24 protein-coding genes and 1 tRNA gene are annotated in these 18,565 nt (G+C 63.0%); 19 read left to right on the forward strand and 6 right to left on the reverse strand.

The window, feature by feature from the left end; all coding sequences use genetic code 11:
- The first annotated feature begins 30 nt into the window (after nucleotides 1-30).
- Nucleotides 31-402: a lysozyme inhibitor LprI family protein gene (locus AC05QJ_RS06155; RefSeq protein ID WP_476746077.1), complete on the forward strand. Its 372-nt coding sequence runs from the start codon at nucleotides 31-33 to the stop codon at nucleotides 400-402.
- Nucleotides 403-456: 54 nt separating this feature from the next.
- Here AC05QJ_RS06155 and AC05QJ_RS06160 read toward each other — a convergent pair whose 3' ends face one another.
- Entirely contained in the window at nucleotides 457-861 is a 405-nt protein-coding gene (locus tag AC05QJ_RS06160; RefSeq protein ID WP_476746078.1) for a RidA family protein, read from the reverse strand.
- 171 nt (nucleotides 862-1,032) lie between these two features.
- Between AC05QJ_RS06160 and AC05QJ_RS06165 the strand changes: the two genes are divergently transcribed.
- A complete protein-coding gene (locus tag AC05QJ_RS06165) occupies nucleotides 1,033-1,551 on the forward strand; it encodes a sterol desaturase family protein (protein ID WP_476746079.1) in 519 nt (172 codons plus the stop codon).
- On the opposite strand, the gene AC05QJ_RS06170 is transcribed toward AC05QJ_RS06165, so the two are convergent.
- The gene (locus AC05QJ_RS06170) at nucleotides 1,492-2,211 is read right to left on the reverse strand and encodes an SDR family NAD(P)-dependent oxidoreductase (protein WP_476746080.1); all 720 of its coding nucleotides are present in this window, start codon (nucleotides 2,209-2,211) and stop codon (nucleotides 1,492-1,494) included. The two genes, AC05QJ_RS06165 and AC05QJ_RS06170, sit on opposite strands and share 60 nt — an antisense overlap.
- A gap of 77 nt (nucleotides 2,212-2,288) precedes the next feature.
- On the opposite strand from AC05QJ_RS06170, the gene AC05QJ_RS06175 reads away from it, so the two are divergent.
- Nucleotides 2,289-2,450 (forward strand): hypothetical protein, encoded by a 162-nt coding sequence (locus AC05QJ_RS06175; protein WP_476748052.1) that lies wholly within the window; start codon nucleotides 2,289-2,291, stop codon nucleotides 2,448-2,450.
- A 283-nt stretch (nucleotides 2,451-2,733) separates the two neighbouring features.
- On the opposite strand, the gene AC05QJ_RS06180 is transcribed toward AC05QJ_RS06175, so the two are convergent.
- The 3 genes from AC05QJ_RS06180 to AC05QJ_RS06190 all read right to left on the reverse strand — a co-directional run bounded on the left by AC05QJ_RS06180 (nucleotide 2,734) and on the right by AC05QJ_RS06190 (nucleotide 4,077).
- Nucleotides 2,734-2,976, reverse strand: a complete 243-nt coding sequence (locus AC05QJ_RS06180) for a hypothetical protein (protein ID WP_476746081.1) — start codon at nucleotides 2,974-2,976, stop codon at nucleotides 2,734-2,736.
- A 430-nt stretch (nucleotides 2,977-3,406) separates the two neighbouring features.
- Nucleotides 3,407-3,625, reverse strand: coding sequence for a hypothetical protein (locus AC05QJ_RS06185; RefSeq protein ID WP_476746082.1), 219 nt, complete (start codon nucleotides 3,623-3,625; stop codon nucleotides 3,407-3,409).
- Between the two features lie 367 nt (nucleotides 3,626-3,992).
- Nucleotides 3,993-4,077: transfer RNA gene (locus AC05QJ_RS06190), tRNA-Leu, on the reverse strand.
- 112 nt (nucleotides 4,078-4,189) lie between these two features.
- Between AC05QJ_RS06190 and queA the strand changes: the two genes are divergently transcribed.
- The 6 genes from queA (at nucleotide 4,190) to AC05QJ_RS06220 (ending at nucleotide 10,275) form a co-directional block, all read left to right on the forward strand.
- Nucleotides 4,190-5,239: a tRNA preQ1(34) S-adenosylmethionine ribosyltransferase-isomerase QueA gene (gene queA / locus AC05QJ_RS06195; RefSeq protein ID WP_476746083.1), complete on the forward strand. Its 1,050-nt coding sequence runs from the start codon at nucleotides 4,190-4,192 to the stop codon at nucleotides 5,237-5,239.
- Nucleotides 5,240-5,253: 14 nt separating this feature from the next.
- Nucleotides 5,254-6,369: a tRNA guanosine(34) transglycosylase Tgt gene (tgt, locus tag AC05QJ_RS06200; protein WP_178392087.1), complete on the forward strand. Its 1,116-nt coding sequence runs from the start codon at nucleotides 5,254-5,256 to the stop codon at nucleotides 6,367-6,369.
- Between the two features lie 48 nt (nucleotides 6,370-6,417).
- A complete protein-coding gene (yajC, locus tag AC05QJ_RS06205; protein WP_476746084.1) occupies nucleotides 6,418-6,759 on the forward strand; it encodes a preprotein translocase subunit YajC in 342 nt (113 codons plus the stop codon).
- A 61-nt stretch (nucleotides 6,760-6,820) separates the two neighbouring features.
- Nucleotides 6,821-8,686, forward strand: coding sequence for a protein translocase subunit SecD (secD, locus tag AC05QJ_RS06210; RefSeq protein ID WP_476746085.1), 1,866 nt, complete (start codon nucleotides 6,821-6,823; stop codon nucleotides 8,684-8,686).
- A 9-nt stretch (nucleotides 8,687-8,695) separates the two neighbouring features.
- Complete coding sequence (gene secF / locus AC05QJ_RS06215; protein WP_476746086.1) at nucleotides 8,696-9,607, forward strand: protein translocase subunit SecF; 912 nt, start codon at nucleotides 8,696-8,698, stop codon at nucleotides 9,605-9,607.
- A 119-nt stretch (nucleotides 9,608-9,726) separates the two neighbouring features.
- Nucleotides 9,727-10,275, forward strand: coding sequence for a glycine zipper 2TM domain-containing protein (locus tag AC05QJ_RS06220; protein WP_476746087.1), 549 nt, complete (start codon nucleotides 9,727-9,729; stop codon nucleotides 10,273-10,275).
- A 73-nt stretch (nucleotides 10,276-10,348) separates the two neighbouring features.
- On the opposite strand, the gene suhB is transcribed toward AC05QJ_RS06220, so the two are convergent.
- Nucleotides 10,349-11,164, reverse strand: coding sequence for a type III secretion system regulator SuhB (suhB, locus tag AC05QJ_RS06225; protein WP_075806547.1), 816 nt, complete (start codon nucleotides 11,162-11,164; stop codon nucleotides 10,349-10,351).
- A gap of 145 nt (nucleotides 11,165-11,309) precedes the next feature.
- Here suhB and trmJ point away from each other — a divergent pair, with 145 nt between their 5' ends.
- The 10 genes from trmJ to iscX all read left to right on the forward strand — a co-directional run bounded on the left by trmJ (nucleotide 11,310) and on the right by iscX (nucleotide 18,559).
- The gene (gene trmJ / locus AC05QJ_RS06230; RefSeq protein WP_476746088.1) at nucleotides 11,310-12,083 is read left to right on the forward strand and encodes a tRNA (cytosine(32)/uridine(32)-2'-O)-methyltransferase TrmJ; all 774 of its coding nucleotides are present in this window, start codon (nucleotides 11,310-11,312) and stop codon (nucleotides 12,081-12,083) included.
- Nucleotides 12,083-12,865, forward strand: a complete 783-nt coding sequence (gene cysE, locus AC05QJ_RS06235) for a serine O-acetyltransferase (RefSeq protein WP_476746089.1) — start codon at nucleotides 12,083-12,085, stop codon at nucleotides 12,863-12,865. Before trmJ ends, cysE begins: the two co-directional genes overlap by 1 nt.
- Before the next feature lie 165 nt (nucleotides 12,866-13,030).
- Nucleotides 13,031-13,522: a Fe-S cluster assembly transcriptional regulator IscR gene (gene iscR / locus AC05QJ_RS06240; RefSeq protein WP_476746090.1), complete on the forward strand. Its 492-nt coding sequence runs from the start codon at nucleotides 13,031-13,033 to the stop codon at nucleotides 13,520-13,522.
- A gap of 43 nt (nucleotides 13,523-13,565) precedes the next feature.
- Nucleotides 13,566-14,780, forward strand: a complete 1,215-nt coding sequence (locus AC05QJ_RS06245; RefSeq protein ID WP_476746091.1) for an IscS subfamily cysteine desulfurase — start codon at nucleotides 13,566-13,568, stop codon at nucleotides 14,778-14,780.
- Nucleotides 14,781-14,826: 46 nt separating this feature from the next.
- Nucleotides 14,827-15,213 (forward strand): Fe-S cluster assembly scaffold IscU, encoded by a 387-nt coding sequence (gene iscU, locus AC05QJ_RS06250; RefSeq protein WP_003248539.1) that lies wholly within the window; start codon nucleotides 14,827-14,829, stop codon nucleotides 15,211-15,213.
- 29 nt (nucleotides 15,214-15,242) lie between these two features.
- Entirely contained in the window at nucleotides 15,243-15,566 is a 324-nt protein-coding gene (gene iscA / locus AC05QJ_RS06255) for an iron-sulfur cluster assembly protein IscA (RefSeq protein WP_316919268.1), read from the forward strand.
- An 8-nt stretch (nucleotides 15,567-15,574) separates the two neighbouring features.
- Nucleotides 15,575-16,096: a co-chaperone HscB gene (gene hscB, locus AC05QJ_RS06260; RefSeq protein ID WP_476746092.1), complete on the forward strand. Its 522-nt coding sequence runs from the start codon at nucleotides 15,575-15,577 to the stop codon at nucleotides 16,094-16,096.
- A gap of 42 nt (nucleotides 16,097-16,138) precedes the next feature.
- Nucleotides 16,139-18,004: a Fe-S protein assembly chaperone HscA gene (gene hscA, locus AC05QJ_RS06265; protein ID WP_476746093.1), complete on the forward strand. Its 1,866-nt coding sequence runs from the start codon at nucleotides 16,139-16,141 to the stop codon at nucleotides 18,002-18,004.
- Nucleotides 18,004-18,345 (forward strand): ISC system 2Fe-2S type ferredoxin, encoded by a 342-nt coding sequence (fdx, locus tag AC05QJ_RS06270; RefSeq protein WP_476746094.1) that lies wholly within the window; start codon nucleotides 18,004-18,006, stop codon nucleotides 18,343-18,345. The genes hscA and fdx overlap by 1 nt, the downstream gene beginning before the upstream one ends.
- Nucleotides 18,346-18,358: 13 nt before the next feature.
- Complete coding sequence (iscX, locus tag AC05QJ_RS06275) at nucleotides 18,359-18,559, forward strand: Fe-S cluster assembly protein IscX (RefSeq protein WP_330074928.1); 201 nt, start codon at nucleotides 18,359-18,361, stop codon at nucleotides 18,557-18,559.
- Nucleotides 18,560-18,565 lie beyond the last annotated feature (6 nt).

The following is an 18,565-nucleotide window of genomic DNA, read 5'->3' on the forward strand; positions in this document are numbered from 1 at the left end:
CAGCCTGTTTCCCCTGACATGGAGTTACCGATGGACCTTCGAATTGCCGCGACCGCCGTGGTCTTGCTGCTGGGCAGCCAGATGGCCCAGGCCGACAGCTACAGCCAGTGCATGAAGACCGCCAACACCACCGTCGCCATGCGCGACTGCAGCGGCGCCGAATACAAGCGCCAGGACACCCGCCTGAACCAGGCCTACAAGGCCGCCATGGGCACGCTCGAAAAGCCCCAGCAGGACAAACTGCGCGAGGCCCAGCGTCAGTGGGTCAAGTACCGCGATGCCAATTGCGGCCTGTACTACGGCCTTACCGGCGGCACGATCGACCAGCTCAATGGCAGTGGCTGCGAGGTGGACATGACCCGGCAGCGGGCGGATGAGCTGGAGAAGATGCCGCAGAGCTGAGGGCCTTATCGCTGACAAGCGGAGCGCCGCCCCGCTTGCCAGCGATTGTGAGCCTCAAACCGCCGCTACGGCCTCCACCTCCACCAGCATCCCGTCCAGCGCCAGCCGGGGCACCGGAATCAACGTACACACCGGCTTCATGTGCCCGCCCCACGCCCGGTCCGCCTCGGCCACCCACTCCCGCAGGCGGGCCTCCGAATGATCGACTATCAACAGCGTCAGCTTGAACACATGCTCGATCCCGGCCCCCTTCGACGCCAGCGCCGTCTTCACATTCTCCAGGGCCTGGCGTGCCTGCTCGGCGAACAGGGGTGACAACGTCCCGGTTGCATCCTCGCCACCTTGCCCGGCAATGAACAACAACCGCGAACCACCCCGCACCTCGGCCACATGGGAATAGGCATTGGCACTCGGGTCGTACAGGCCTTCGGGGTTGGAAAGCTGAAAAACTCCAGTCATGGCGACACTCCTTGGGAAACGTGCGGGCGAGTATCGGACCTCGAGTTAAGTAGAGGTCAAGCAGCTATCGCGGGCTGGCGGTCAACACCGCCGTTCAGCCATTCCACCATGGATTCCCACCGCCACTTCCCCTAATCTGATGCCCACCCTCGTCACCGTCACCGACTCTCCATGCTTATCCACTTCGCCATTTTCCTCAGCACCCTGGTCGCCATGGAGGGTGTCGGTTTTCTTGCGCACAAGTACGTGATGCACGGCTGGGGCTGGTTCCTGCACCGTTCGCACCACGAACCGCACCTGGGCGCTGTGGAGACCAACGACGTGTATCTGCTGGTGCTCGCGCTGGTGGCGATCACCCTGATCGTGCTGGGCAATGCCGGCCACGATCCGCTGCAATGGATCGGCGCAGGCGTGGCGGCCTTCGGCGTGCTCTACGTGGTAATTCACGATGGCATCGTCCACCGCCACTGGCCGGCCAGGCCCAAGCCGCGCCATCCCTATCTGCGCCGGCTGTACCAGGCGCACCTGATGCACCACGCGGTGAAGGGCCGGCGCAACAGCGTGTCGTTCGGTTTCCTGTACGCGCCGCCGGTGCACGAACTCAAGCGCCAACTGCGCGAGATGCGCGACTCAGAAACGCGCGTCGAGGATCGCCGGCAACGTGATCTCCTTGACGAAGCTCGCGGCTGAAAGGCTCAGCGCCATCCGCACCACCTGCACCACGTCATGCACCGGGATCAGCTCGCCGCCGCCATGCTGTTCGGCCACGGCGCGAGGCGTGCCAAGCGGGTCGTCGGTGTTCAGATAACCGAGATTCAGGCAGGTCACGCCCAGGCGCTGCTTGCGGTAGCCTTCGCGCAGCGCATCGGCCATGCCGCGCAGGGCGAACTTGCTGGCGCCGAAGGTCACTTCCGGGCGGCCGCTCTGGGGCAGCCCCGAGGTAGAGCCGGTGAGAATGATCCGCGGTTTTTCACTGCGCAAAAGCCTCGGCAGCAGGCGCTTGATCAGCAGGATCGGCGCGGTGACGTTGCAACTGACGATGGCCTGCAACTGGTCTTCGTTGTCGGCGAGGAAGTCGTAGCGTTCGTCGAAGGCGCGGTCTTCCCAGATACCGAGGTTGTAGATCAGCGTGTCCAGGCCACGGTTGCCTAGGTGCTCGTCGATCTGCCCGATGCCTGCGAGCGGGTTGCCAAGATCGGCCTCGATCCAGTCCAGCGCGATGCCGTCTCGCTCCAGCAACGCCGCAGGGCGGCTGCGTGACACGCCGACCAGATGGTCGCCGCGATCCCCCAATCCCTCCATGAATGCCTTGCCCAGCCCCTTGCTGGCGCCCACTACCATGATGTTCATCGGCTCACTCCTGTGTTGGTGGGGGAGCATGCAAGCAGAGCCGCAGGGTGATGGCAAAGGGCTGGGTGTTTCTGGGTGTGACCGAATTTCAAGTTCCGTGCTGGCGTGACCGCCCAGAGCGTCAACTTCCCGTTACCCTCAACGCCAACAACGTCTTCGACAAGACGGTGAGCACGTCGAACAACGGCAACTTCTATGGCGAGCCGCGCAACTTTGTGCTGGTGCGGGCGAAGTACTGAAGCGGTTGTGGCAGATCCTGTGGGAGCGGCTTCAGCCGCGAACGGCGGCGAAGCCGTCGTAAAACCTGAGTCCCCAGTCGCACTGATACACCTCGGATCCCGGTTCTATGGCCGCTGCGCGGCCAATCGCGGCTGAAGCCGCTCCTACGACGTTTTGTGCCAGGCACAGACAGGTGGGAGCCGGCTTGCCGGCGATGGCGTCATTGCAGCCGACACCGTTGCCTGGTCGGGCCTCATCGCTGCGATTCGGCGCCCCGACAAGGCCAGCTCCCGTTTCACGGTTTCAGATAGGCATCGCCGAGGTCGAAGCCGCCAGCGCAATCTTCAGATAGGCCCGGCTGATCTCCATTTCCACCATCGCTGCGCTCAGCAACTCCTGGTGTTCGGGGATGGGTTGTCGGGGCAGCAGCCAGGTTTTCTTGTGGGCGCTGTTGATGAATTCCATCGCCTGGCGGATGGCTTCGTCATGGGTGACGCCGGGGCGGATGGAGAAGGACGGGGGCGGATCGGGGACGAGCTTTTTCATGGTGCAACTCCTAGTCAATGGAGCTGCCACGTCTTCGCCGCTAAACGAAAGGGTGGCAGCTGTACGCGGGTTAGCAGACCGAGGACTAGGTGACCCGGCGCACCATAAAGGTGCCCACACGCACAGCCGCCATTGAGAGGTTCGCTGGTGTGCACTAGCCGTTCGGACTGCTAATCCGGTCGTTGATTTGGCAACGACCCGGGCAGACTAGGCAGCGTTTCCACGTAGCGCAACAAGCAGGCGGGGTGCGGGAGTATGCTTGGGAAATTGCCTACAAGAAAGTCGGAGATTGAGGAAGTTGCATGGCTTTCTGCGACAACTTTCGTCCGTTTTTTCGGGCGCACATCTTGCGGATCACCACCCGCCCGTAGGAGCTGGCGTAGCCTGCGAAGGGCCGCAAAGCGGCCCCTGACACGGGCGGTTGGCCAGATCAGTTCTTGTTGGCGTTCAGCTTGCGCAACTCTTCATAAGTAGCCGATTGAACAAACCAGAACCCCGAAACGATGCACCAGCTCAGGCTGCCAACCACGAAGATACCCAGGCCTGCCAGGAAGCCACTGGTAAACAGGGCGACAAGAGCGAAGAGCCAGATCACGGCCAGGGAGATATAGAGGACGATGTTGTTGACGCTGATGACGAAGTCTTTCACGAGCTAGTTCCTTGCCAGGTAGTGATGATCGGGTGATTCCGTTCCGGGGGGCGGATGCTAGCACATTGGTTTTCAGGATCGAGAGGAACGACGAGGCGTCGTAGAGCGGCTGCCGGGATGGCGAGTGGGGGCTTGGGGGCATGTCGATGGTTGTGCGTCGCGCATGAGATTGAGCGCCGCCCGCGCGGCGCATCGCGCCGGTTCGGCGCACCGACAAGCTCGCTCCCACATTTTTTGCAACGTACCTATGCCTGTCAGGCCATGGTTGCCCGCCTTGTTCGCACGGCATGGGATCGTGTTGAGGCTAGCGGCACACCAAATCCCAGGCACAAAAAAACCGACTAAAAAGTCGGTTTTTTCTGGATCTTGGTGCCCCGAGGGAGACTCGAACTCCCACTCCTTTCGAAAACGGATTTTGAATCCGCCGCGTCTACCAATTCCGCCATCAGGGCTTGTGGCGGCGGAGTATAGAGAGGGCCTGACCGTTGGTCAATCAGCTTTCATGGTCAATTTTTCCGCTTTCGGCTAAACTTCCCGGCCCTGTCGAACCCGTACCCCACTGCCATGCGCGTCGCCGATTTTTCCTTCGAACTCCCCGATTCCCTGATCGCCCGCCATCCCCTGGCCGAGCGGCGCGGCAGCCGGCTGCTGGTCCTCGATGGGCCGAGCGGCGCGCTGGCGCATCAGCATTTCACCGATCTGCTGGGCTTCCTGCGCCCCGGCGACCTGATGGTATTCAACAACACCCGGGTGATCCCGGCGCGGCTGTTCGGCCAGAAGGCGTCCGGCGGCAAGCTGGAAATTCTGGTGGAGCGGGTGCTGGACAGCCATCGCGTGCTGGCCCACGTGCGTTCGAGCAAGGCGCCCAAGCCAGGCACGCAGATTCTGGTGGACGGCGGCGGCGAGGCCGAGATGGTGGCGCGCCATGACACGCTGTTCGAGCTGCGCTTCGCCGAAGAAGTGCTGCCGCTGCTCGACCGCGTCGGGCACATGCCGCTGCCTCCTTATATAGACCGCCCCGACGAGGGCGCCGACCGCGAGCGCTATCAGACGGTCTACGCCGAACGCGCCGGCGCCGTGGCCGCGCCCACCGCCGGCCTGCACTTCGATGAAGAGCTGCTGGCGAAGATCGCCGAGAAGGGCGTCGAGACCGCCTTCGTCACCCTGCACGTCGGCGCTGGCACCTTCCAGCCGGTGCGGGTCGAGCGCATCGAAGACCACCACATGCACAAGGAATGGCTCGAAGTGAGCCAGGAGGTGGTCGATGCCGTGGCCGCCTGCCGTGCTCGCGGTGGCCGGGTGGTGGCGGTGGGCACCACCAGCGTGCGCTCGCTGGAAAGCGCGGCCCGCGATGGCGTGCTCAAGCCGTTCAGTGGTGATACCGATATCTTCATTTTCCCGGGCCGGCCGTTCCATGTGGTCGATGCCCTGGTCACCAACTTCCATTTGCCCGAGTCCACGCTGCTGATGCTGGTCTCGGCCTTCGCCGGTTACCCGGAAACCATGGCGGCCTACGCGGCGGCGGTGGAAAACGGCTACCGCTTCTTCAGTTACGGTGATGCCATGTTCATCACCCGCAATCCGGCGCCACGCGGCCCCGAGGATCAAGCATGAGTCGCACCTGTCGTATGTCCTTCGAGTTGCTGGCCACCGACGGCAAGGCCCGTCGCGGCCGCCTGACCTTCCCCCGTGGCACCGTGGAAACCCCGGCGTTCATGCCGGTGGGCACCTATGGCACGGTCAAGGGCATGCTGCCTCGGGACATCGAGGCGATCGGCGCCGAGATGATCCTCGGCAACACCTTCCACCTGTGGCTGCGCCCGGGCACCGAGGTGATCAAGGCCCACGGCGACCTGCACGACTTCATGCAGTGGAAAGGCCCGATCCTCACCGACTCCGGCGGTTTCCAGGTGTTCAGCCTGGGCGCGATGCGCAAGATCAAGGAGGAGGGCGTGACCTTCGCCTCGCCGGTGGACGGCTCCAAGGTGTTCATGGGCCCGGAAGAGTCGATGCAGGTCCAGCGCGACCTGGGCTCGGACGTGGTGATGATCTTCGACGAATGCACCCCGTACCCGGCCGATGAAGACGTGGCGCGGGTGTCGATGGAGCTGTCGCTGCGCTGGGCCCAGCGCTCGAAGAACGCCCACGGCGACAACACCGCGGCGCTGTTCGGCATCGTCCAGGGCGGCATGCACCAGGACCTGCGCATGCGCTCGCTGGAAGGCCTGGACAAGATCGGCTTCGACGGCCTGGCCATCGGCGGTCTGTCGGTGGGCGAGCCGAAGCACGAAATGATCAAGGTGCTGGACTATCTGCCCGGCCAGATGCCCGCTGACAAACCTCGTTACCTTATGGGGGTTGGCAAGCCGGAAGATCTTGTTGAGGGTGTGCGCCGCGGTGTCGACATGTTCGATTGCGTGATGCCCACTCGCAATGCGCGAAATGGTCATCTGTTCATCGATACCGGCGTGCTGAAAATCCGCAATGCGTTCCATCGTCACGACGACTCGCCCCTGGATCCGACCTGCGATTGCTATACCTGCCAGAACTTCTCCCGCGCTTATCTGCATCACCTGGATAAATGCGGCGAAATGCTCGGCGCCATGTTGAATACGATCCACAACTTGCGTCATTACCAGCGCCTTATGGCTGGTTTGCGCGAGGCTATTCAACAAGGTACATTGGCCGCCTTTGTCGACGCCTTTTACGCCAAGCGCGGGCTTCCCGTGCCGCCCTTGGATTGATGTTCCGTCACTTTTGACAACAACACTTTTCGCAACTTGGAGCACCCAATGAGCTTTCTGATTCCTGCCGCTTACGCGGACGCCGCAGCCCCTGCCGCTGCTGCCGGCCCGGCTGGTACCGGTTTCGAGTGGATCTTCCTGGTCGGTTTCCTGGTCATCTTCTACCTGATGATCTGGCGCCCACAGGCCAAACGTGCCAAAGAACAGAAAAACCTGCTGAGCAACCTGCAAAAGGGTGACGAAGTTGTCACCAACGGCGGTATCGCCGGCAAGATCGTCAAAGTCAGCGATGACTTCATCGTTCTGGAAGTGTCCGACACCGTCGAACTGAAGTTCCAGAAAGGCGCTGTAGCAGCCACTCTGCCGAAGGGCACGCTGAAAGCGATCTAAGCAAAGTTTTTAACAATCGACGGGGCGCGCAAGGCGCCCCGCGTCTTGAACGGGCGGCGTGATGCTGAACAAAACTCCTCTATGGAAATACGCACTGATCCTGGTGGTACTGGCGATCGGTTTTATTTATTCCGCTCCCAACCTCTACCCTGACGATCCGGCCATCCAGGTCAGCGGCGCGAGCACTGCGCTGCAGGTCAATCAGGCGGACCTCGACCGTGTCAGCAAGGCACTGGCCGACGCCGGGATCGCGGTAAAGGCCGCAACCCTGGGTGAGACAGGCAAGGCTGCGCTGCTGCGCCTGGCCAAGCAGGAAGACCAGCTTCCCGCCAAGGACGTTGTGCGCAAGGCACTGGGCGATGACTACGTGGTGGCGCTGAACCTGGCCCCGACCACGCCACAATGGCTGCGCAGCATCGGTGCTCATCCGATGAAGCTGGGCCTGGACCTTTCCGGTGGTGTGCACTTCCTGCTCGAAGTGGACATGGACAAGGCCATGCAAGCCCGCCTGAAGGTCTACGAAGGCGAGGTGAAGAGCCTGCTGCGCAAGGAGCGTGTGCGTTACCGCAGCCTGCCGCAACAGGACAACGGCATCCAGTTGGGCTTCTCCGACGATGCTTCCCGCGAACAGGCCCGTAGCCTGATCCGCAAGAATTTCAACGATTTCGAGCTGACTACCAGCGAGCGTAACGGGCTGTCCGTGCTGCGCCTGGCGATCACGCAAGCGAAGATCACCGAAATCCGTGAATACTCCATCAAGCAGAACCTGACGACGGTGCGTAACCGGGTCAACGAGCTGGGCGTTGCCGAGCCGCTGGTTCAGCGCCAGGGCGCCAACCGCATCGTGGTCGAGCTGCCGGGCGTGCAGGACACCGCCGAAGCCAAGCGTATCCTCGGCAAGACCGCCAACCTGGAGTTCCGCCTGGGCGCCGAGCCTGGTGCGTCGAAAGCCACCACCGAGGTGTTCGAGTTCCGTGAAGGCGGTCGTTCCGCTGCGGTCGAGCGCGGCCTGATCATCACCGGTGACCAGGTCACCGACGCCCAGGCCAGCTACGACGAGCAAGGCCGTCCGCAGGTGAACATCCGTCTCGACGGCCACGGCGGCGAGCTGATGAGCCGCGCCACCCGCAGCAACGTCGGTCGCAGCATGGCGGTGATCTTCATCGAGCAGCGTCCGATGACCCGCTACGAGAAGCAGGTGGTCGATGGTGTCGAGAAAGACGTCGCGATCCAGACCTTCAAGGAAGAGAAGAAGATCATCAGCCTGGCGACCATCCAGTCGCCGCTGGGCAGCCAGTTCCGCATCACCGGCCTGAACGGCCAGGGCGAATCGTCCGAACTGGCCCTGCTGCTGCGTGCCGGTGGTCTGGCCGCGCCGATGTACTTCGCTGAAGAGCGCACCATCGGCCCGAGCCTGGGTGCCGACAACATCACCAAGGGTATCGACGCTTCCCTGTGGGGCATGCTGTTCGTCTCGCTGTTCATCATGGCCATCTACCGCTTCTTCGGCCTGATCGCTACCGTGGCCCTGGCGGGCAACATGGTCCTGCTGCTGGCGCTGATGTCGCTGCTGGGCGCGACCCTGACCCTGCCGGGTATCGCCGGTATCGTGCTGACCATGGGTATGGCGGTCGACGCCAACGTGCTGATCTTCTCGCGGATCCGCGAGGAAATCGCCAACGGCATGTCGGTGCAGCGCGCTATCCACGAAGGTTTCGACCGTGCCTACGCGGCGATTCTCGACGCCAACCTGACGACCCTGCTGGTCGGCGGCATCCTCTTCGCCATGGGCACCGGCCCGGTGAAGGGCTTCGCGGTCACCATGTCGCTGGGTATCGTTACTTCGATGTTCACTGCCATCCTGGTTACCCGGGCGATCGTCAACGCGATCTACGGCGGCCGTGACTTCAAGAAGCTGTGGATTTAAGGGGCTGCCATGCTACGTACGATCAACTTCATGGGCGTGCGCAATGTTGCGTTCGCCGTCACCATGCTCCTTACCGTGCTGGCCCTGTTCAGCTGGTTCCACAAAGGCCTGAACTTCGGTCTGGACTTCACCGGCGGTACGCTCATCGAGCTGACCTACGAGCGTCCGGCCGACCTGGGTCAGGTCCGTGAGGAACTGGTCAAGTCCGGCTTCCATGAGGCCGTGGTACAGAGCTTCGGCGCGACCACCGACCTGCTGGTGCGTATGCCGGGCGACGACCCGCTGCTGGGCAACCGTGTGGCCGAAGCGCTGCAGAAGGTCGGCGGCGACAACCCGGCGACCGTCAAGCGCGTCGAGTTCGTCGGACCGCAGGTGGGTGAGGAGCTGCGCGACCAGGGCGGCCTCGGCATGCTCCTGGCCCTCGGCGGCATCCTGATTTACCTGGCGTTCCGCTTCCAGTGGAAGTTCGCGGTCGGTGCCATCGTCTCGCTGATCCACGACGTGGTCGTGACCATGGGTATCCTGTCGTTCTTCCAGATCACCTTCGACCTGACGGTGCTGGCGGCGGTCCTGGCGATCATCGGCTACTCGCTCAACGACACCATCGTGGTATTCGACCGGGTTCGCGAGAACTTCCGTGTACTGCGCAAGGCGTCGCTGATCGAGAACATCAACATCTCCACCACCCAGACCTTGTTGCGTACCGTGGCGACCTCGGTATCGACCTTGCTGGCCATCGCCGCGCTGCTGTTCTTCGGCGGCGACAACCTGTACGGCTTCTCGGTGGCGCTGCTGGTGGGTGTACTGGCGGGTACCTACTCGTCGATCTACATCGCCAACGTGGTGCTGATCTGGCTGAACCTGAGCAGCGAAGACCTGATTCCGCCGGCCAAGACCGACGGTGTGGACGACCGTCCATAAGGCTTTTTCCTACGCCTCAGGCGGAAAAGGAGGGCGTGAGTTTTGAACTCACGCCCTTTTTTTTGCTCCAAGGCTGGGAGAAGCGCGGGTAAATCCCGCAGGTAAATCAGGAGGTTCACGTGAACAAGTCGATGCTGGTGGGTGCGGTACTGGGTGCTGTCGGTGTGACTGCCGGAGGTGCTGTCGCGACCTACAGCCTGGTCAACGATGGGCCGCAATACGCCCAGGTGCTGGGTGTTCAGCCGGTCAAGCAGACTGTGAAGACGCCACGGGAAGTCTGCAAGGATGTGACGGTGACTCGTCAGAAGCCGGTCCAGGACCAGCACCAGATCGCCGGTACCGTGCTCGGTGCAGTGGCCGGTGGCCTGCTTGGCAACCAGATCGGTGGCGGTACCGGCAAGAAGATCGCCACGGTCGCCGGTGCGGTGGGCGGCGGTTATGCCGGTAACAAGGTTCAGGAAAACATGCAGAACAACGACACCTACACGACCACGCAGACCCGCTGCAACACGGTCAATGACGTGAGCGAGAAGGTGATCGGGTATGACGTGAAGTACTCGGTCGGCGACAAGGTCGGTCAGGTGCGGATGGACCGCGATCCGGGCCAGCAGATCCCGCTCGACAAGCAGGGCAATCTGGTTCTGGGGCAGGCGCAGCCGGCTCAGTGATTCATTGAGGCCCTGAAATCCAGCGCAAAAAAAAGCACCTTCAACAGGTGCTTTTTTATTGCTCGCAGAACCGTTAACGCTTAACGGATGGCGGCAGGTGCGGCTGGATAGCGGTCAGCACCGCTTTGAAGCACTTGATGTTGCCGGCAACCACATGGCCTTTCTCGAGGAAGTCGTGACCGCCGGTGAAGTCGCTCACCAGGCCGCCTGCTTCCTGGATCAGCAGGGCGCCTGCCGCCATGTCCCACTCGGACAGGCCCGATTCCCAGAAGGCATCGAAACGGCCGGCAGCCACGTAGGCGAGGTCCAGGCTGGCGGAGCCGGCGCGGCGGATGCCGGCGGTCTGGCCGACCAGGGCGCGGAACATGCCCAGGTAGTTATCCAGGTATTCCATCTGGTTGTCGCGGAACGGGAAGCCGGTGCCCAGCAGTGCGCCTTCCAGGCTGGTGCGCGAGCTGACGCGCAGGCGGCGGCCGTTCAGTTGGGCGCCACGGCCACGGCTGGCGGTGAATTCTTCCTGGCGAACAGGGTCCAGTACGACGGCGTGCTCGAGGCGGCCGCGGTATTTGCAGGCGATGCTGACGGCGAAGTGAGGAACGCCACGCAGGAAGTTGGTGGTGCCATCCAGTGGGTCGATGATCCACAGGTAGTCTTCGCCTTCACCGCTACCGGCATGCAGACCGGTCTCTTCGCCCTGGATGGCGTGGTTCGGGTAGGCCTTGCGCAGCGCGTCGATGATGACTTTCTCGGCGGCGCGATCGACTTCGGACACGTAGTCCTTGGCGTCCTTCTCATCAACCTTGATGGTATCCAGGCGTTCGATTGAGCGGAAAATCAGTTCGCTGGCGCTGCGGGCGGCGCGCAGCGCGATATTCAGCATGGGCTGCATGGACGTTTCACCTGAGTGTTAAAGAAAGCCGCACATTCTAGCAGAACTTTTCCGGTGCAGAAGGGTAACATTTGCTTACGTGGCATATCGTTGGTCGGTTCTGTAAGATTTGCTCCCCTCTTTTTCGTGTCTGAGAGCGCCTGACGTGCTGGAAAATATTCGTGTCGTTCTGGTCTGCACCAGCCACCCCGGCAATATCGGCGGCGCTGCGCGTGCCATGAAGAACATGGGCCTGTCGCGCCTGGTGCTGGTCGACCCGGCGGATTTCCCGTCCCCCGAGGCCAGTGCCCGTGCCTCCGGCGCTGATGATGTGCTGGCAGGCGCGCAAGTGGTCGCCACCCTCGAAGAGGCCCTGGTGGGCTGCACCCTGGTGGTCGGTACCAGTGCCCGCAGTCGCAGCCTGCCCTGGCCGATGCTCGACCCCCGCGAATGCGGCAGCGAAGCGGTGAAGCGCGCCGGGCAGGGCGAGCAGGTTGCGCTGGTGTTTGGCCGTGAACATGCCGGCCTGACCAACGACGAGCTGCAGCGATGTCACTACCACGTGCATATCCCGTCCAACCCGGACTTCAGCTCGCTGAACCTGGCGGCGGCAGTGCAGGTGCTGGCGTACGAAACCCGCATGGCCTGGCTGGCGACCGATGGCCAGGCGGTGCAGCAGGACAAGGACGAGGCGAGCGCGGCGCCCACCGAAGCGCTGGCCACCATGGATGAAATGGAGCTGTTCTACGGGCACCTGGAAAGCACCCTGGTGGCGATCGGTTTCCTCGATCCGGCCAAGCCCAAGCACCTGATGCCGCGTCTGCGTCGCCTGTTCGGGCGCAGTGCGGTGAATCGTTCGGAAATGAGTATTTTGCGCGGCATCCTCACCGAAACCCAGAAAGCGGCCCGGGGCGATGCGCACAAGCGGAAGGATCAATAATGTTCGAGCGTCTGCGTGAAGATATCCAAAGCGTTTTCCACCGAGACCCGGCGGCACGCAATGCCTTTGAGGTGCTGACCTGCTATCCGGGCATGCACGCGATCTGGCTGCACCGCGCGGCGCATTGTCTGTGGAAGAAGGACTGGAAGTGGCTGGCTCGCCTGGTGTCGAACTTCGGTCGCTGGATGACCGGCATTGAGATCCATCCCGGTGCCAAGGTAGGGCGGCGCTTCTTCATCGACCATGGCATGGGCATCGTGATCGGCGAGACCGCCGAAATCGGTGACGATGTCACTTTGTACCAGGGCGTGACTCTGGGTGGCACCAGCTGGAACAAGGGCAAGCGCCATCCGACCCTGGAAAATGGCGTGGTGGTCGGTGCCGGGGCCAAGGTGCTCGGTCCGTTCACCGTCGGCGCCGGCGCCAAGATCGGTTCCAATGCGGTGGTTACCAAGGCGGTGCCGGCCGGTGCCACGGCCGTGGGCATTCCGGGGCGGATCATCGTCAAGACCGATGTCGAGCAGGAGGCCCGGCGCAAGGCCATGGCCGAGAAGATCGGCTTCGATGCCTACGGCGTCAGTGAAGACATGCCCGACCCGGTGGCCCGTGCCATTGGTCAGTTGCTCGATCACCTGCAGGCGGTGGACGGGCGCCTCGAAGACATGTGCGGCGCCCTGACCAAACTCGGCAGCGACTACTGCGCCAAGGAACTGCCAGCCCTGCACGACGAAGACTTCGCCTGCGTCAAGGGCGAGGTGCGCAGCGACGCTGCGACGCATTGACCCTCCATTGGTAGAAGGGGCGTGTGCTCACGCCCCGACTTTGCTATTATCGCCGCCGCCGTTCAGGCTCAATCCCGACTAAAGCGCTAGGTCTTATAGTTGACTTAAATGCTCGGGAATCGCATACTCGCACACATCCTGTAACTCCCGTGGTATCAAATAGCCATGCGACTGACTACTAAAGGCCGATATGCCGTGACTGCCATGCTCGACCTGGCACTGCACGCGCAAAACGGGCCGGTCTCCCTGGCCGACATCTCTGAGCGCCAAGGCATTTCCCTCTCTTATCTGGAGCAGCTGTTCGCCAAGCTGCGCCGCAGCAACCTGGTTTCCAGCGTGCGCGGCCCAGGCGGTGGCTACCAGCTGTCGCGAGTCATGGAAAGCATCCAGGTGGCCCAGGTTATCGATGCGGTCAATGAATCGGTCGATGCCACCCGTTGCCAGGGGCTGGGTGATTGCCATGCCGGCGACACCTGCCTGACTCACCACCTGTGGTGCGACCTCAGTGCACAGATCCATGAATTCCTCAGTGGAATCAGCCTGGCCGACCTCGTGACCCGCCGTGAGGTCCAGGAAGTCGCCCAGCGCCAGGACCTGCGCCGTATTGCCGGCCGTGCCCCGCATCTGGACAAGATCGAAACGTCCGCCGTCGAATGACCGTATCGAACGAGCGACGCGCCTGCCTGATAGGAGATATTCAATGAAGTTGCCGATCTACCTCGATTACTCCGCGACCACTCCGGTCGACCCACGTGTCGCCCAGAAGATGAGCGAATGCCTGCTGGTCGACGGAAACTTCGGTAACCCGGCGTCGCGCTCCCACGTTTTCGGCTGGAAAGCCGAGGAAGCGGTCGAGAACGCCCGCCGCCAGGTCGCCGACCTGGTCAACGCCGATCCGCGTGAAATCGTCTGGACCAGCGGCGCGACCGAGTCCGACAACCTGGCGCTCAAAGGTGTCGCGCACTTCTACGGCTCCAAGGGCAAGCACATCATCACCTCCAAGATCGAGCACAAGGCGGTCCTGGACAGCACGCGTCAACTGGAGCGCGAAGGCTTCGAGGTCACCTACCTCGAGCCCGGCGCAGACGGCCTGATCACCCCGGCCCTGGTTGAAGCGGCGCTGCGCGACGACACCATCCTGGTGTCGGTCATGCACGTGAACAACGAAATCGGCACCATCAACGACATCGCTGCCATCGGTGAGCTGACCCGCTCCCGCGGCGTGCTGTTCCACGTCGATGCCGCCCAGTCGACCGGCAAGGTCGAGATCGACCTGCAGAAGCTGAAGGTCGACCTGATGTCCTTCTCCGCCCACAAGACCTACGGCCCGAAAGGCATTGGCGCGCTGTACGTCAGCCGCAAGCCTCGCGTTCGCCTGGAGGCCGCCATGCACGGCGGTGGTCATGAGCGCGGCATGCGTTCGGGCACCCTGGCGACCCACCAGATCGTCGGCATGGGCGAAGCCTTCGCCGTTGCCAAGGAACTGATGGCCAGCGAGAACGTGCGCATCAAGGCCCTGAGCGACCGCTTCTTCAAGCAGGTCGAAGGCCTGGAAGAGCTGTACGTCAACGGCAGCCTGACCGCACGTATCCCGCACAACCTGAACCTGAGCTTCAACTACGTCGAAGGCGAGTCGCTGATCATGGCGCTCAAGGACCTGGCCGTTTCTTCAGGCTCCGCGTGCACTTCGGCATCCCTCGAGCCGTCCTACGTCCTGCGCGCCCTGGGCCGCAACGACGAACTGGCGCACAGCTCGATCCGTTTCACCTTCGGCCGTTTCACCACCGAAGAAGAAATCGACTACGCCGCGCAGAAAGTCTGCGAGGCCGTTACCAAGCTGCGCGAACTGTCGCCGCTGTGGGATATGTACAAAGACGGCGTCGACATCTCCAAGATCGAGTGGGCTGCGCACTAAGTAGTCGCCGGCAAGAGCGGCTCTCTGATGAGGAAGGAATTGCACCATGGCATACAGTGAAAAGGTCATCGACCACTACGAAAACCCGCGTAACGTCGGCAAGATGAATGCCGAAGACCCGGATGTCGGCACCGGCATGGTCGGCGCCCCGGCGTGTGGCGACGTGATGCGTCTGCAGATCAAGGTCAACGAGCAGGGCGTCATCGAAGACGCCAAGTTCAAGACCTACGGCTGCGGTTCGGCCATCGCTTCCAGCTCCCTCGCTACCGAGTGGATGAAGGGCAAGACCCTGGACGAAGCCGAAACCATCAAGAACACCCAGCTGGCCGAAGAACTGGCCCTGCCGCCGGTCAAGATCCACTGCTCGGTACTCGCCGAAGACGCCATCAAGGCGGCCGTTCGCGACTACAAGCAGAAGAAAGGTCTGATCTGAAACCACCTTCAGCAGGTTAAGGAGTCTCGATGGCTATCAGCATGACAGAAGCCGCCGCCAACCATGTGCGGCGCTCCCTCGAAGGACGCGGCAAGGGTGACGGCATTCGCCTGGGCGTCCGCACCACCGGCTGCTCCGGTCTGGCCTACGTGCTGGAGTTCGTCGACGAGCCGAACGATGAAGACCAGGTCTTCGAAAGCCATGGCATGAAAGTGATCATCGATCCGAAAAGCCTGGTCTACCTCGACGGCACCGAGCTGGATTTCGTCAAGGAAGGGTTGAACGAAGGCTTCAAGTTCAACAACCCCAACGTGCGCGGTGAGTGTGGCTGCGGCGAAAGCTTCAACGTCTGAGGCGGCGCGTGGGTACTCCTTGTCATTTCGCTCTGTTTGACCTGCAACCGGACTTCCGCCTGGATCTCGAGCAGCTGGCCGCCCGCTACCGCGAGCTGGCCCGCGCCGTCCATCCGGACCGTTTCGCCGATGCCTCCGAGCGCGAGCAGCGCCTGGCGCTGGAGCGTTCCGCCGGTCTCAACGAAGCCTATCAGACCCTCAAGAGCGCGCCCCGTCGGGCGCGCTACCTGTTGGCGCTCGGCGGCCATGAAGTGCCGCAGGAAGTCACCGTCCACGATCCCGAGTTCCTCTTCCAGCAGATGCAATGGCGCGAAGAGCTCGAAGACCTTCAGGACAGTGCCGACCTCGATGGCGTTGCCGCATTCAAGCGTCGCCTGAAAGTCGCCCAGGAAGCCCTCAACGAGGAATTCGCCGCCTGCTGGAACGACGCTGCGCAGCGCGACAAGGCTGAACGCCTGATGCGCCGCATGCAGTTCCTCGACAAGCTCGCCTACGAAGTGCGCCAGCTGGAAGAGCGCCTCGACGATTAACCCGGTGCCGCCGCTGGCGACACCTTTGGTATTCAGATAAGCATGGCCCTACTGCAGATCGCCGAACCCGGTCAGAGCCCGCAACCCCACCAGCGCCGCCTGGCCGTGGGTATTGACCTTGGCACCACCAATTCGCTGGTCGCTGCCTTGCGCAGTGGTCTTTCCGCTCCGTTGCCCGATGCCGAAGGCCGGGTGATCCTGCCGTCCGCGGTGCGCTACCACGCCGACCACATCGACGTTGGCCACGCTGCCCGCGAGGCCGCTTCCGCCGATCCGCTGAATACCATTCTCTCGGTCAAGCGCCTGATGGGGCGTGGCCTGGCGGACGTCAAGCAACTGGGCGAGCAACTGCCGTACCGCTTTGTCGGCGGCGAGTCGCACATGCCGTTCATCGAGACCGTCCAGGGGCCGAAAAGCCCCGTGGAAGTGTCGGCCGACATCCTTAAGGTGCTGCGCCAGCGGGCCGAAGCAACGCTGGGCGGTGAGCTGGTGGGTGCGGTGATCACCGTCCCGGCCTACTTCGACGATGCCCAGCGCCAGGCCACCAAGGACGCCGCGCGCCTGGCCGGCCTGAACGTGCTGCGCCTGCTCAACGAGCCGACCGCAGCCGCCGTGGCCTACGGTCTGGACCAGAACGCCGAAGGCGTGGTGGCGATCTACGACCTGGGCGGCGGTACCTTCGACATTTCCATCCTGCGCCTGACCGGCGGCGTCTTCGAAGTGCTGGCCACCGGTGGCGATACGGCCCTGGGTGGTGACGATTTCGACCACGCCATCGCCAGCTGGATCGTGCAGTCGGCTGGCCTGTCGTCCGATCTGGACCCGGGTGCCCAGCGTCGCCTGCTGGAAACCGCCTGCGCCGCCAAGGAAGCCCTGACCGACGCCGAGTCGGTGCAGGTGAGCTACGACGACTGGCAGGCCGAATTGACCCGCGCCGCCTTTGACGCCCTCATCGAACCGATGATCGCTCGCAGCCTCAAGGCTTGCCGCCGCGCCGTGCGCGACAGCGGCGTCGAGCTGGAAGAGGTGAGTGCGGTGGTCATGGTCGGCGGCTCGACCCGTGTACCTCGCGTGCGCAGCGCTGTTGGCGAGCTGTTTGGCCGTCAGCCGCTGACCGATATCGACCCGGACCAGGTGGTGGCCATTGGCGCCGCGATCCAGGCCGATACCCTGGCCGGCAACCGCCGCGAAGGTGGCGAGCTGCTGCTGCTCGACGTGATTCCGCTGTCCCTGGGGCTGGAAACCATGGGCGGGCTGATGGAGAAGGTGATTCCGCGCAACACCACCATTCCCGTCGCCCGTGCCCAGGAGTTCACCACCTACAAGGATGGCCAGAGCGCCATGATGATTCATGTGCTCCAGGGCGAGCGCGAACTGATCAGCGACTGCCGCTCCCTGGCGCGCTTCGAACTGCGCGGCATTCCGGCGATGGTCGCCGGTGCCGCGAAGATCCGCGTGACCTTCCAGGTCGATGCCGACGGCCTGCTCAGCGTTTCGGCGCGGGAGCTGGGCTCGGGTGTCGAGTCGAGCATCCAGGTCAAGCCGTCCTACGGCCTGACCGACGGTGAAATCGCCCGGATGCTCAAGGACTCCTTTGAGCACGCCGGCAACGACAAGGCGGCGCGCCAGTTGCGCGAGCACCAGGTCGATGCCGAGCGTCTGCTCGAAGCGGTGCAGGGCGCTCTGGACGCCGACGGCGATCGCCTGCTGGACGCCGAAGAGCGCGTGGCGATCGAGCAACAGATGCAAGACTTGCGTGATTTGATGACCGGCACCGATGGCTCGGCCATCGAGCAGCAGACCAAGCGTCTGTCGCAGGTGACCGATGCCTTTGCCGCCCGACGCCTTGATTCGACGGTCAAAGCCGCACTGGCCGGGCGCAACCTGAATGAGATCGAGGACAACTGATGCCGCAGGTTACATTTCTGCCCCACGAGAAGTTCTGCCCGGATGGCCTGACCGTCGAGGCGGCGCCGGGGACCTCCATTCTCGAACTGGCCCATGACCACCACATCGAGATCGAAAGCGCCTGTGGCGGCGTGTGCGCCTGCACCACCTGCCACTGCATCGTGCGCAAGGGCTTCGACTCGGTGGAAGAGGCCGACGAACTGGAAGAAGACATGCTCGACAAGGCCTGGGGCCTCGAAGCCCAGTCGCGCCTGGCCTGCCAGGTGAAGGTCGGTGACGAAGACATGACCATCGAGATTCCGAAGTACTCGCTCAACCACGCCGCCGAAGCGCCGCACTGATCCTGGAGTCGACATGAGCCTGAAATGGGTTGATGTACTTGAAATTGCTATCCAGCTTGCCGAAAGCAAGCCGGAAGTCGATCCTCGCTACGTGAATTTCGTCGATCTGCATCGCTGGGTGCTGGCATTGCCAGAGTTCAGCGACGATCCGGCCCGCGGTGGCGAGAAGGTCCTGGAAGCCATCCAGGCCGCCTGGATCGAAGAAGCCGACTGAGCGCAC

It is taken from the genome of Pseudomonas sp. TUM25319, from assembly GCF_056388475.1.

Coding starts and splice junctions, on each gene's coding strand:
- AC05QJ_RS06155 (WP_476746077.1), top strand. CDS start 31: ATGGACCTTCGAATTGCCGCGACCGCCGTGGTCTTGCTGCTGGGCAGC.
- AC05QJ_RS06160 (WP_476746078.1), bottom strand. CDS start 861: ATGACTGGAGTTTTTCAGCTTTCCAACCCCGAAGGCCTGTACGACCCG.
- AC05QJ_RS06165 (WP_476746079.1), top strand. CDS start 1,033: ATGCTTATCCACTTCGCCATTTTCCTCAGCACCCTGGTCGCCATGGAG.
- AC05QJ_RS06170 (WP_476746080.1), bottom strand. CDS start 2,211: ATGAACATCATGGTAGTGGGCGCCAGCAAGGGGCTGGGCAAGGCATTC.
- AC05QJ_RS06180 (WP_476746081.1), bottom strand. CDS start 2,976: ATGAAAAAGCTCGTCCCCGATCCGCCCCCGTCCTTCTCCATCCGCCCC.
- queA (WP_476746083.1), top strand. CDS start 4,190: ATGCGCGTCGCCGATTTTTCCTTCGAACTCCCCGATTCCCTGATCGCC.
- tgt (WP_178392087.1), top strand. CDS start 5,254: ATGTCCTTCGAGTTGCTGGCCACCGACGGCAAGGCCCGTCGCGGCCGC.
- yajC (WP_476746084.1), top strand. CDS start 6,418: ATGAGCTTTCTGATTCCTGCCGCTTACGCGGACGCCGCAGCCCCTGCC.
- secD (WP_476746085.1), top strand. CDS start 6,821: ATGCTGAACAAAACTCCTCTATGGAAATACGCACTGATCCTGGTGGTA.
- secF (WP_476746086.1), top strand. CDS start 8,696: ATGCTACGTACGATCAACTTCATGGGCGTGCGCAATGTTGCGTTCGCC.
- suhB (WP_075806547.1), bottom strand. CDS start 11,164: ATGCAGCCCATGCTGAATATCGCGCTGCGCGCCGCCCGCAGCGCCAGC.
- cysE (WP_476746089.1), top strand. CDS start 12,083: ATGTTCGAGCGTCTGCGTGAAGATATCCAAAGCGTTTTCCACCGAGAC.
- iscR (WP_476746090.1), top strand. CDS start 13,031: ATGCGACTGACTACTAAAGGCCGATATGCCGTGACTGCCATGCTCGAC.
- AC05QJ_RS06245 (WP_476746091.1), top strand. CDS start 13,566: ATGAAGTTGCCGATCTACCTCGATTACTCCGCGACCACTCCGGTCGAC.
- iscU (WP_003248539.1), top strand. CDS start 14,827: ATGGCATACAGTGAAAAGGTCATCGACCACTACGAAAACCCGCGTAAC.
- iscA (WP_316919268.1), top strand. CDS start 15,243: ATGGCTATCAGCATGACAGAAGCCGCCGCCAACCATGTGCGGCGCTCC.
- hscA (WP_476746093.1), top strand. CDS start 16,139: ATGGCCCTACTGCAGATCGCCGAACCCGGTCAGAGCCCGCAACCCCAC.
- fdx (WP_476746094.1), top strand. CDS start 18,004: ATGCCGCAGGTTACATTTCTGCCCCACGAGAAGTTCTGCCCGGATGGC.
- iscX (WP_330074928.1), top strand. CDS start 18,359: ATGAGCCTGAAATGGGTTGATGTACTTGAAATTGCTATCCAGCTTGCC.